This window comes from Clostridium subterminale (assembly GCF_039521425.1).
GTDB lineage: Bacteria > Bacillota > Clostridia > Clostridiales > Clostridiaceae > Clostridium_J > Clostridium_J subterminale.
The window spans coordinates 624649-637052 of record NZ_BAAACI010000006.1 but is presented as its reverse complement, the minus strand read 5'-3'; the positions used below and the strand labels follow the sequence as shown (position 1 = coordinate 637052).

At 30.0% G+C, this 12404-nt stretch carries 11 protein-coding genes; 1 reads left to right on the top strand and 10 read right to left on the bottom strand.

The window, feature by feature from the left end:
* Positions 1-16: 16 nt before the first annotated feature.
* The 3 genes from proC to ABDZ93_RS11905 form a co-directional block, all read right to left on the bottom strand.
* On the bottom strand, positions 17-817 hold the full coding sequence (gene proC, locus ABDZ93_RS11915; protein ID WP_343826618.1) for a pyrroline-5-carboxylate reductase: 801 nt from the start codon (positions 815-817) through the stop codon (positions 17-19).
* A 96-nt stretch (positions 818-913) separates the two neighbouring features.
* Positions 914-3286 carry a trans-4-hydroxy-L-proline dehydratase gene (gene hypD, locus ABDZ93_RS11910; protein WP_343826617.1) on the bottom strand — a complete coding sequence of 791 codons (2373 nt, stop codon included), beginning with the start codon at positions 3284-3286 and terminating at the stop codon, positions 914-916.
* Between the two features lie 60 nt (positions 3287-3346).
* Positions 3347-4258, bottom strand: coding sequence for a trans-4-hydroxy-L-proline dehydratase activase (locus ABDZ93_RS11905; protein WP_425544776.1), 912 nt, complete (start codon positions 4256-4258; stop codon positions 3347-3349).
* A 411-nt stretch (positions 4259-4669) separates the two neighbouring features.
* On the opposite strand from ABDZ93_RS11905, the gene ABDZ93_RS11900 reads away from it, so the two are divergent.
* Positions 4670-5080 (top strand): hypothetical protein, encoded by a 411-nt coding sequence (locus ABDZ93_RS11900; protein ID WP_343826614.1) that lies wholly within the window; start codon positions 4670-4672, stop codon positions 5078-5080.
* 491 nt (positions 5081-5571) lie between these two features.
* Here the strand turns inward: ABDZ93_RS11900 and ABDZ93_RS11895 are convergent, their stop codons facing one another.
* The 7 genes from ABDZ93_RS11895 to ABDZ93_RS11865 form a co-directional block, all read right to left on the bottom strand.
* Complete coding sequence (locus ABDZ93_RS11895; protein ID WP_343826613.1) at positions 5572-7083, bottom strand: YfcC family protein; 1512 nt, start codon at positions 7081-7083, stop codon at positions 5572-5574.
* A gap of 822 nt (positions 7084-7905) precedes the next feature.
* A complete protein-coding gene (locus tag ABDZ93_RS11890) occupies positions 7906-8433 on the bottom strand; it encodes a DUF5662 family protein (protein ID WP_343826612.1) in 528 nt (175 codons plus the stop codon).
* Positions 8434-8517: 84 nt separating this feature from the next.
* Positions 8518-8871 carry a YxeA family protein gene (locus ABDZ93_RS11885; protein ID WP_343826611.1) on the bottom strand — a complete coding sequence of 118 codons (354 nt, stop codon included), beginning with the start codon at positions 8869-8871 and terminating at the stop codon, positions 8518-8520.
* 243 nt (positions 8872-9114) lie between these two features.
* Complete coding sequence (locus tag ABDZ93_RS11880) at positions 9115-9798, bottom strand: amino acid ABC transporter ATP-binding protein (protein WP_343826610.1); 684 nt, start codon at positions 9796-9798, stop codon at positions 9115-9117.
* Positions 9799-9810: 12 nt separating this feature from the next.
* Complete coding sequence (locus tag ABDZ93_RS11875) at positions 9811-10452, bottom strand: amino acid ABC transporter permease (RefSeq protein WP_343826609.1); 642 nt, start codon at positions 10450-10452, stop codon at positions 9811-9813.
* 12 nt (positions 10453-10464) lie between these two features.
* On the bottom strand, positions 10465-11262 hold the full coding sequence (locus ABDZ93_RS11870) for an amino acid ABC transporter substrate-binding protein (protein ID WP_343826608.1): 798 nt from the start codon (positions 11260-11262) through the stop codon (positions 10465-10467).
* Positions 11263-11520: 258 nt separating this feature from the next.
* Positions 11521-12246: an MBL fold metallo-hydrolase gene (locus ABDZ93_RS11865; protein WP_343826607.1), complete on the bottom strand. Its 726-nt coding sequence runs from the start codon at positions 12244-12246 to the stop codon at positions 11521-11523.
* Positions 12247-12404 lie beyond the last annotated feature (158 nt).

Here is a 12404-nt window from a genome sequence, read left to right as displayed (position 1 = left end):
AATAACTTTAATAAATTTACATTTCTCCTGCTTTTTTTGCACATGCCTTCATAGCTTCAATAACACTGCTACGTAAGCCTTTTTCTTCTAAAACTCTTACTGCTTCTATAGTTGTTCCACCTGGAGAGCATACCATATCCTTTAATTCTCCTGGATGTTTACCTGTTTCCATTACCATCTTTGCACTGCCATAAACTGCTTGAGCTGCAAACTTGTAAGCCTTATCTCTTGGCATGCCTTCCATTACTGCTGCATCTGCCATAGCTTCTATAAACATAAATACATAAGCTGGTGAGCTTCCACTTACAGCTACTACAGCATCCATCATTCTTTCCTCTATAACTTCAGCTTTACCAAAGCCACTTAAAATATTACATACATATTTTAATTCTTTCTCAGTAACTAAAGCATTTTTACACACTCCTGTGATTCCTTCTCCTACAAGAGCTGGCGTATTTGGCATAGTTCTAACTATCTTAATAGCTCTTCCAAATTGCCCTTCTAACTTATCAAGACTTTGACCTGGAGCTATAGTTACTATAATAGTTTCATCCTTAATCACAGGTGAGATTTCCTTAATTACATTATCATAATATTGAGGCTTTATAGATAAAACCACCACCTGACTATTCATTGCTACTTCTTTATTATTAGCAGTAATATTTATACCTAGTTCTTTATTTGCCTTTGATAATCCCTCAGCATATGCATCAGAAGCTATAATTTCCTCTGCACCAAGGATCTTTGAAGAAATAATTCCTCCAATCATAGCCTTTGCCATATTTCCACAACCAATAAATCCTAACTTCATTTCCATTTTAAAGACCCCTTTATTTCTATATTTTATATTATACTCTTCCTTATATTTATTCGGTGGAGTAACTTCCGCTAACTAAATCGTAGATTTAGAGCGTCAGTTGAATCCCTGTTCTGTTCTGTTTATTATTTCATCTTGAAGTTCTTTGCTTAAATTTCTGAAGTGGTCACTGTAACCTGCAACCCTTACTATTAAATCCTTATAATCCTCAGGATGTTTTTGGGCTTCTATTAGAGTTTCTCTATCAATTACGTTGAATTGAATATGATGTCCATCCATGTTAAAGTAGGTTCTTATTAAGTTGGCCATGTGGTCTAGTCCTTCTTCTCCTGCTACTACACTTGGAGTGAATTTTTGGTTTAAAAGAGTTCCTCCAGTTCTTAGATGATCCATCTTAGAGGCTGATTTTATAACTGCTGTTGGTCCATTAGTATCTGCTCCCTTTTCAGGTGATATTCCTTCTGATACTGGTTTATGAGCAAGTCGCCCATTTGGACTAGCTATCATCACCTCTCCAAAGTAAACGTGGCAAGTTGTAGGTAGCATATTAATTCTATAGCATCCACCCTTAACATTTGGTCTGCCTGTGATGATTTTATTATAGGTATTAAATACTGATGTCATTATTTCATCAGCATAGTCATCATCATTGCCGTATTTTGGAGTTTTATTTCTAACTAAATTCGCAATTATCTCATTGTCTTCAAAGTTATTTTCTACTGCTTCTATCAATTTTTCCATGGTAAATTTCTTTTCATCATATACATTATATTTTATAGCAGCTAGAGAATCTGTAATTGTTCCTATTCCAACACCTTGAATGTAGTTAGTATTATAACGAGCTCCTCCTTCATTATAGTCTTTCCCTTTCTCTATACAATCATTAGTTATAATTGAAAGGAAAGGTGCCGGCATATAATCTGCATATATTTTTTCAATGATATTACTTCCTTCTATTTTTATATCTGCAAAATACTCTATTTGATTTTTATAAGCTTCAAATAACTCTTCATAGGTTTTAAAATCCTTAGCATATCCAAGTTGTGGCCCTAGTTGTTTTCCACTTACTTTATCATATCCATTAAATAGAGTTAATTCCAATATCTTGGGCAGATTAAAATATCCAGTTAAAATATAGGCTTCATTTCCAAAAGCACCAGTTTCAACACATCCACTAGTACCACCTCTTCTTGCATCTTCTATGGATTTACCTGCATTAAGTAGTTCTTGTACAATAGCCTCTGTATTGTAAAAAGCAGGTTGACCCCAGCCCTCTCTAGATATTTCACAAGCTCTTTTTAAAAATTTCTTAGGTGTTTTCTTACTGATTTGTACATTTGAACTTGGCTGAAGTAACTGCATTTCATCCATACAATCTAGGATTAAATAACTTACATCATTAACCCCATCTTGTCCTTCTTGCGTAATTCCACCAGTGTTTATGTTGACAAAATCAGTGTAAGTACCACTTTCCTTTAAGGTTACTCCAACCTTTGGAGGTGATGGTTGATTATTAAACTTAATCCATAGACATTCCAAAAGTTCCTTAGCCTCATCTTCATTTAAAATTTCTTCCTCTATATCTCTCTCATAGAAGGGATTTAAGTGTTGATCAAGTCTACCTGGACTATAGGCATCCCATGGGTTTAATTCTGTAGTTACTCCTAAATGAACAAACCAATACATCTGTATTGCTTGCCAGTAAGTCCTTGGAGCATGAGCTGGTACCACATCACAGTTTTCTGCAATTTGAAGTAGTTCTTTTTTTCTTTTCTCATCTATTTCTTTGCTAGCCAGTTCTCTAGCATATTTAGCATATCTCTCCCCTAGAATCATGATGGCATCACAGCTAATACTCATAGCATTTAACTGCTCTCTTTTAGAAAATGCTTCTCTATCATTTAAGAAGTCCAATTTATCTATAGCTTCTTTAATTTCAATTTTATAATCTAAGAATCCTTTTTTATATATATTTTCAGAGCCTACTGTATGACCAGGCCCTCTTTGCTCCATGAACTCAGTGAAAATCCCACTTTCATAGCAAGCCTTCCATTTATCACTCATGGAATTTATAATTTTATTTCTAATAGATCTTCTTTCCCAATAAGGAATGATTTCTTTCTCTTGAATTTTTAAATCCTCTTCATTTACCCTAAAGCAAATTAATTCTCTATCATTCATTATGTGCATATCTTCAAGAGTATGGCAGCAAAGCTCTGGAAAGGTTGGAGCTGTCTGTGGTCCATTTCCTTTTTCTCCAACTATAAGCTCTCCATCATTAATGCATAAAGCTTTGTTCTCCATAAAATGTTTAAATGCTAAAGCTCTCATTTCTGTAACTGATACAGAACCCTCATACTTTTTATAGGCCTCGGTCATTAACGTTGCCCTCTCCATGTATATTTTGGGAACAGTATTTATACTTTGTGCCCTTAACTTTTTAATTCTTTCATTCATACCTCTTTCCATAAATTAACCTCCTATCTTTTAGCTAAATACTTGAAATTACCTTAAACATAAAAATCATTGTTATCCACCTATTTTTATATTTATAAACCCAGCCTTTTCAAAACTTTCCTTTATGGTCTTCATTCTTTTCTCACTAGGTGCTTCAAAATTAACTCCGTCATATACCTTTTGAAGTTTCTCATATTTACTCTTACCTGTATTATGATAAGGAAGTAAATTTATCTTTTGCACATTTATATTATTCTTCAAAAATTTTATAAATTCCTCTATAGATTCATCATCTGCATTAATACCCTCAACCAAAGGTATTCTTATATTTATATTTGCTCCAGTTTCACTTAACTTTTTTAAATTATAAAGAATAACCTTATTGGATTTTCCTATATACTTCATGTGCCTTTCATTATCCATAAGCTTTATATCATATAAAAAAGTATCCACATAATTAAGTACTCTTTTGTAATTTTCATAGGGTGCTTGCCCACAAGTATCAATGGCAATGTTATAACCCTTTTTCTTTAACTTTTTTAATAATTCTTCTATATAATCCATGTTTTGAGTCATTACCTCTCCACCAGATAATGTAATCCCTCCACTTGATTCCTCATAAAACATTCTATCCTTCTCTGCTTCCTTAATAAGCTGTGCTACTGTATACTCTTTCCCTACTATTTCACGAGCATTATTTACGCAATAGTCAAGGCAATTCTTACAAAGATCACACTTATTTCTATCTGTAACAACATGATTTTCTTCCTTTGAGATTGCCCTTTGATGGCAAGTTTCTATACATATCATACACCCTGTACATTTTCCTTCATTGTACATAAGCTCTTCACTATAATTTTGACTTTCTGGGTTATGACACCATAAGCAAGAAAGGGGACATCCCTTAAAAAATATAGTTGTACGAATTCCATCTCCATCATGGATAGAATACTTTTGAATATTAATAATTTTTGGTAAATTCAACATATCACCTCAACATACACTTATAAATAAAATTCATATTGTTAAAATATTTTCATTTATGTGAATTTATTTATTTATATTTTCACTTTAATTATAAAATTTGTTGTATATAAAGTCAAATATTATATTTTCATAGATCTATTATAAATTTCAATTCTATATATATAAGTACAATTTATATAATAAAAATACTAGGCCTAACTTTTGACTCAGCACTAGAACTTTTAAATTATTTATTTTTACTGTATCTTTTAATTAAAAAGATTACTGAAATATTATAAAACCTCACTCTCCCTCTAATTGTGTAAAAGTTTGCATTTATAAAGAATTCTATATATAATATTGTTTATAACTTATAATTTATTTGAATATTAATTATTATATACATATATGAATTTTGGAGGAATTTTAATGTCAAAAGAAAAAAAGATTGAAAAAGCAAATGCAAAGGCAAGGAAAAGATTAGAAAATGCCATGAACAATATCTATGTAAAATTTACTTTGCTTAAAGAAGTTCATGAAACTGCTTATAAATTAAATCCTGAATATAAATACTTCTGGGATAAGCATCCTGAAAAAACTAAGCAAGATATACTAAAGAATCAAAAACCTATGGATATGAAGCTAAACGAAGGTAGAATTCCAGAAATGCAATTCGGCTTTGGAACCTTAGGATTTGGTTATGGGATGAAGAGATTATTCTCTAGTGAAAGGTTATCTCCAGAAGAAAAAATAGAAATTTCTATAACTTGCGAAAAATTCACTAAAACTGTAAGAGCAGTTAATGAAACTCTTTGGAGAAAACCACCTAAAACTATATAATTAGTTAGATAAAGAGTGTGCAAAATCCTATGATTGTGCACACTTTTATTATATACAATTTATCTTTATTATCTTAATTTACATACTCTTTTATTACTCCCAATAACTTCTTTTATAATATTTTTATTCAGCATAAACTCTATTAAAGTTCTTGTAATTTCTTTTTTGTCAGTTACTACAGCTTTTTTCTTACTATAAAATTGTGATACTGTAATTCCAGAAACCTCCTACTAACCAGCAAGTAATACTTCTGCACAAGCAGTTCATTCTGGATATGAAAGCACTCCGTGTTCATCAACAATAAGTGCTTTGCGAAGTGGTACCAAGAATACCACCACAAAGAGCAGTAGTGATATTAGCTATTACTACTGTTTCTTAAAGTATATAAAGAAAATATCCCGTAGAATAGACTGTTAAATAGCCTATCCTACAGAATACATTTTAAAATCCTTTAGGACTTATATGTTTCTATTGTAAATCTTTATGCATTTCTAAAATTTAAAATTTACTTGTATTAATAGCATTATTGCACTGAATGCTGCTATATATCCCATTAGAGGCATGATGAATTTTAACCATTTATCATAGGTTACATCAACCATCTCCAATGTTGCAAGAATTAATCCTGTTGGTGTAATGAAGGAAATTAATCCTAGTCCATATACATAAGCTGAAATTATAACGTCTCTTGAAAGTCCAACTGAATCTGCAAGAGGAGCCATAATTGGAATAGATAGAACAGCAAGTCCTGATGATGAAGGAATAAAGAATCCTAGTACTATGAATATTAAAAGCATTAATACTATGAATATATTTCCATTCATACCTGATATAGCATTAGAGAAGAAATTAAGTATTGTATCAGAAATCATACCATTTTCTAATACAAGGTTAATACTTCTAGCAACTCCTATAACTAGGGCAACGCTCATTAAATCAGCAGCTCCAGCTACGAATTGATTTACAAACTCTTTCTCTCCTAATTTTGATAGGAATCCAATAATTATACCAGACACTAAGAATAGAGCAGTCATTTCACCGAACCACCAGTGCTTAACAGAAACTCCATAAATCATTACTACGAAAGTTAAAAGGAATATTAGTAATATAATTTTGAATCTTAAAGTTAGCTCAGGTGCTTCTCCTTGACTAGCAAATTTAGCTTCGATTTTTTCTTTATCTGCAAATGTTAATGATTTGCTTGGATCTGCTTTAACTTTCTTAGCATATCTTAAGATATATATTATAGTAATTAAAGTACCAAGAACAAAAGCAATAATTCTGAAGTTAAGTCCATTTGTAAAGCTTATTCCAGCAGCATTAGAACCTATAACTACTGAGAATGGGTTTACTGTTGAGAACATACTTCCGATAGAAGAACCCATGTATATTGCTGCAATACATACCATAACGTCATAGTTTGCAGCTAGAAACACTGGAACCATTATTGGATACAGAGCTATAGTTTCCTCTGCCAGCCCAAAAGTAGTACCTCCAAGAGAAATCAAGAATGTAATAAATACTATTAATATGTATTCTTTTCCTTTAGTTAATCTTGAAAGACTTGCAATCCCTGCATTAAATGCACCAATGTGATTTAATACTCCAATAACTCCACCTATAATAAATACAAATAAAATTATGTCTATAGTATCATATACTCCGTTAATGGGTGATAGAATTATATCCATTATACCTTGTGGACTTTGTTCAACTTTTTCATAAGTACCTGGTATAGCTACTGGTTTGTTAATACTACCGTCTTCAAATTTAGAAATGTCACCAGTAACTTTAAGTTCATCTAAAGTTTCTTGAGTACCAGGCATTTCTGTTATATCTCCATTCGGAGCAGTAATCTCAAACTTAGTGCTATCCGTATTATAAGATAATTTTGAGTATGAACCAGCTGGTATCACATAAGTTAGTGCTGCTGCTAAAAGCAATACTATAATTAATACTGTGAATGCAGTTGGAAAGGACAATTTCCTTTTCTGCTTTGCCATGTAAATCCCTCCAATAATTTAATATTAGTGTTGGCTACACATAGTAGCTTAAATTATTTATATCTAAAGAGATATTATGTTCTTTAATACCCCTCTTTTGATGTAATTAGTTTTTTAATGAACTAAATTCTTAGTAATCATTACTTTACTTAATTACATCTACTTTAAGCATATAATTAACATATTATTCATAACTTCAGAAAGAATTTTCATTAATAATGTACTTTTAAATATGCATGATTTTCTAAAAATAATGTCTAAAATTCATACTTTGTGTATAATTATCCTATGAAGTAAGAATTTTTATGCTTTTTTTATATTCTAAGTCTTCATATACTTCTAAACGTTTTCAAATATTTTAAATTTTTTTGACCTCTTTAGGTCTAAATTCCTTAATTTTCAGTATTTCAGCTTAGTAAATCCTATTAAAATTCCATATTAATTTTAGATTGTACATCATAATGGTAACTTTCTGTAAACTTATAAATAATAACTTGTCCCTATATACATTAAGATTTTAGATATAAACTCAACAAATTTTGACTTTATGCGTCAAAATTTTATTGATATTCTATAATTATATTACTATAAAACTACAAAAAAATAAAGCTTTATATTCGTTCCTTTTTCCCCAAATTCTATTTTTTTCTCCTTTTTTCTCTGTATTACACCTGTATATTCACCTTTTGTTCATTTTATGTTCATTATTTATAAATTTAAAATTTATATTAAAAAGTATTCCTAATGATACAAAATTTAAAAACCAATAAAAACACAGCCATCTGAAGAAGTAATTTTTCCTTTCAGATGGCTTTTATGCTCTTATTTTAAAACCTGTTTTTTTATATAATCTAAAGTTACATGTTCTCCTTCAATTGCTAACTTATTAAGCAAAAGTTCTAGCAGCTCCCTAGTCTCTTCATGGATAATTTGATAGTCCTTACCTCTTTCATAATATATTAATGCAGAATCATCTCTATATTTCTCCTTTTCATAATTCATAGAGGCACACATTCTATCAATGAACATTTCAATTACATAATTCTTTGGCATTTTCATACCAACCAATCCATCTTGAATCTTCATACCATAATCAATCCAATATTCTAGGTGATGTTTATTTCTTCCCTTATGATGAAGCCAAGCCTTAGAGTATCCTTCTACATTCTTTTGTATTCCATTAGGACTTATATTACCTCTGTAGTACTTTATTCCTGCTGAAAACTCCACCCAAGAATACTTAGAAAGATCATGTAAAAGTCCTTGTTTATATAAACCTACCTTAAAGCAGTATCTCATAACTAATAACTTATGCTTTGTAATAGTCTTAAAGTGATTAATTGCGTTCATTATGCCTTCATCCCCTAAAAATTATGTTTTATCTAGTCCTATATTAACATAATTTCCTTCTTTAATAAAACATTAAAGAATTAACTAATTTAATTTATAAATTTCTTTTACCTTATCAGGTAGTTCTTTTATTTCAACTTCTTCATAGCTCTTTGTTTTTTCACCCTTAACATATACCTTTAAATATCTATCAACCTTTAGTACCTTTGATGCTGTGAATGTAATTAATTTTTCATTTCCTTCTTTATCATACCCATTTATTTTATACTCATATACATTGTATCCTCTACTATTTTCACTTGTCCTATCCCTGTATTCACTGACGGTTTTAACGTAATACTTTGTTGAACCTAGATTAATTATACCGTTAGAATTTATTAACAATAAAGCTCCACCTATTATTAATATACTTACAATAATTCCTATTAACTTTTTCATTTTATGTCCTCCCATAGTTTCTTTTAAGTAAATTATATGTTTTTTATAACTAACTTCATATTTAAATCTATTACATTAGTCTTTCATTATTGTAAGAATTCTATGGAAAGCTCTTACTTATCCATTAATTATATATATAACTTGTACATTAATATTTTTTCTCATTTCTTTTGTAAAACTATCCCTTAATAATATACGAAATGAAAGGAGGATAATCCCATCATAAATAGATTATCCCCTACTTTAAATATACATATGTTCATTTTTTAATACTCCATTATCCATAGATAAAATTCTATCTGCTACCATTGTTGCAAAAGTCATATCATGGGTAATAATTAAAACTGTCATGCCCTTTTCAACACTTAACTTTTTTATAAGATTAGCTACTTCCCCAGTGCTACTTGGATCTAGAGCAGAGGTTGGTTCATCAAAACATATAAGTCTAGGCTCCATTGCAAGAGCTCTTCCTATTGCAACTCGTTGCTTTTGCCCTCCTGAAAGCTGAAATGGATAACTATTTTCTTTATTTGCAAGTCCTAAAAAACTTAATATCTCCTTACCTTTATTTTTTACTTCTTCAATGTATACTCCCAAAACTACCCTTGGAGCTTCCATAATATTTTCTAAGACACTCATATGTGGGAACAAATTAAAATTTTGAAATACTAATCCCATATCCATTCGTATTTCTAATTCATCCTTTTTTTGTGCTCTTTCCCCATATTTATATAAATATTTATTGTTTATTATTATAGATCCATTATCAGGTTCTGTTAGCCCACTTATACATCTAAGGAGGGTTGTTTTTCCACCACCAGAAGGTCCGACTATAACAGTAATTTCCCCTTCTTCAATTGCAAGATTTACACCTTTCAAAACTTTATTATCACCATAGTTTTTGTATAAGTCTTCTACTCTCAGCATAATATCCCTCCTCTATTGATAGTAACTATATCTTTTTTCTAACCTTTTAAAGACTTCACTAAATACTGCGATCAAAAGTAAATATATTATTCCTACTATTAAAAGCGGCATAAGAGAAGCTTCTGTATTTGATGCTATCTTGCCAACTTTTAAAAGTTCATCTAGCCCAACTACATATACTAAAGCTGTATCTTTTACAAGAGTAATAACCTCATTTGCCACTGCTGGAAGTATTCTCTTAATGGCTTGTGGAAGAACTATTTTAAAAAATATATATTTCTGAGAAAAACCAAGAACTTTAGCTGCTTCATATTGTCCTTCATCTATAGAAACTATTCCTGCCCTAAATATTTCTGCAAAATAAGCTGCATAATTAAGTGTAAATGCTAATATTGCAGCAGGAAATCTATCAAAGGTTATCCCTATAATAGGTAAGCCAAAAAATATAAATACAATTTGTAGAAGTAGCGGGGTTCCTCTCATAATTAAAATGTAACCACTTGTTATTTTGTTCAATATTTTATTTTTAGATAATCGTCCCTGTGCAACTAGTATTCCAAGTGGTATTGAAAGCGCAAGTGTTAATATAAATACCTCAATAGTTACTTTTAGTCCTTGGAATACTTGTGGTAATAGGTTAATTAAATTATTCATATAAATGCACTCCTATTTAAATATGTCTTGTCCAAACCATTTTTCAGAAATTTTCTTAGCTGTACCATCTTTTTTCATATCCTCAAAGGCTTGATTAAGTTTCTCAAGCAATTCTTCATCACCTTTTCTTATACCAACACCATAAGATTCATCACCGAAATCATCATTTAATATTTTATATTTATCTGCACCCTTTTGATTTATATAGTATCTTGCTAAAATTTCATCAGCTACAACAGCGTCTATTCTTTTTGCTTCTAAATCCATTAATGCTTCATTATTTGTTTCAAAAGTATAAACTTTACCATCATTAAAGGTTTTTAAAAGTTCCTCTTCCTTATTTATTGCATCCACTGCACTAGATTGATTTTGAGCTCCAACATTCATGTCTTTTAAATCAGCTTTGCTGTTTATTTTTGAATCCACTAAAGTTATTATAACTTGTCTGTTTTCTAGGTATGGTTTTGTAAAACTTATTTTTTCTTTCCTTTCATTAGTTATACTATAACCATTCCATATAAGATCTATTTTTCCTGAGTTAAGCTCTGATTCCTTCATAGACCAATCAATAGGCTGAAAAATTATTTCTTTATCTATTCTTCTTGATACTTCCCTTGCAAGATCAATATCAAAGCCTACGATCTCTCCCTTATTGTCTTTAAACCCCATAGGAACAAAAGTATCATCAAAACCAAGTATAAGTTTCTCCTTAGCCATTGTATCCTTTGACTTATTGTTACATCCTACTACCAATAATGACATCACTGCAATAATTCCAAAAATTATTATACTTCTTAATATTTTATTCATTTTCTTATCCCCCATTTACTTATAGTCTTTTACTTTATTACTTTACCACGGTAGAACAATAAAGTAAATACATTTTATATTTTTATTGATAGTATGATACATATAAAATAAAAAAGCCGCAGATTTGATCTACGACTTTCACCTTAAATTAATTGTAAAACTCACCTTGAGAATAAATTATAGAATTAGACTTTTATAAGTTTTGCATATAATACCACTTAAATTATTAATTTAGAGCACATTTTTATTACTAATTTTTTATTCGTACAACCCTTCCATATTAGTCTTATGATATTGAGCATACTCACCTTTTTCAAACTCTGCAGTATTGCCTATCAATACTTTTTTTACATAGTCTAAATTATCCTGTATTAAATTCTTATCCTCACAATTCGTATGACCTCCAATAATAATTTGAACATCAATACTTAAGTAATCTTCTAATGTTTTTATATATTGACCAATATCCTTTGATATAAGATAGGGTATAGGTCGTTCTAGATTGTCACCAGCAAATAGAACCTTATCCTCTAGATCGATAATTGATATTTCATCATCTGTATGTCCCGGAGTATGATAAATTAAAACTTTATCTTCTTCAAAACAAATTTTATCTGTGAATGTCAAATTTGGATATGCTAAAGCGACATCTCCTTTTTTATATTCTTTATACTCTTCAAGTTCCTCTAAGCCATCTTGCTCCATGTATTTTTTGCATAACTCATGTGATATTATTATATTGTATGAAAAAAAGTTGTTTCCCCATACATGATCCCAATGGCTGTGACTATTTACAACAATCACCTGTTTGTTTCCATATTGCTCATTAATATACTGATTAATTAATTTCATTATATCTGGCCCTAGATAAGTATCTAAGATATAAACGTGTTGCTTTGCATTGATTACATACACATTTGTAGGAATTCCTAAATCATAAAATGTAAAAAGAGTACCTCTGCTACCAACTTTTTTTATTTCCATATTAACCTCCATGCAACTTCATCATCATTCATTATTATTAAGGTTAGAGTTCACTATATTTAATAATTAATTGATTTACCTTTATATAAAATTATAACATGAATTTTCATAATATTACCTCTAATCCATTAGTAATTATTATAATTCTTAGATTGTGC

Bases quoted from the DNA above. Each gene is read 5' to 3' on its own strand.
- ABDZ93_RS11880 (WP_343826610.1), bottom strand. From the start codon at position 9,798: ATGCTGAGAGTAGAAGACTTATACAAAAACTATGGTGATAATAAAGTT.
- ABDZ93_RS11890 (WP_343826612.1), bottom strand. From the start codon at position 8,433: ATGAACGCAATTAATCACTTTAAGACTATTACAAAGCATAAGTTATTA.
- hypD (WP_343826617.1), bottom strand. From the start codon at position 3,286: ATGGAAAGAGGTATGAATGAAAGAATTAAAAAGTTAAGGGCACAAAGT.
- ABDZ93_RS11900 (WP_343826614.1), top strand. From the start codon at position 4,670: ATGTCAAAAGAAAAAAAGATTGAAAAAGCAAATGCAAAGGCAAGGAAA.
- ABDZ93_RS11865 (WP_343826607.1), bottom strand. From the start codon at position 12,246: ATGGAAATAAAAAAAGTTGGTAGCAGAGGTACTCTTTTTACATTTTAT.
- ABDZ93_RS11870 (WP_343826608.1), bottom strand. From the start codon at position 11,262: ATGAATAAAATATTAAGAAGTATAATAATTTTTGGAATTATTGCAGTG.
- ABDZ93_RS11885 (WP_343826611.1), bottom strand. From the start codon at position 8,871: ATGAAAAAGTTAATAGGAATTATTGTAAGTATATTAATAATAGGTGGA.
- ABDZ93_RS11875 (WP_343826609.1), bottom strand. From the start codon at position 10,452: ATGAATAATTTAATTAACCTATTACCACAAGTATTCCAAGGACTAAAA.
- proC (WP_343826618.1), bottom strand. From the start codon at position 817: ATGGAAATGAAGTTAGGATTTATTGGTTGTGGAAATATGGCAAAGGCT.
- ABDZ93_RS11895 (WP_343826613.1), bottom strand. From the start codon at position 7,083: ATGGCAAAGCAGAAAAGGAAATTGTCCTTTCCAACTGCATTCACAGTA.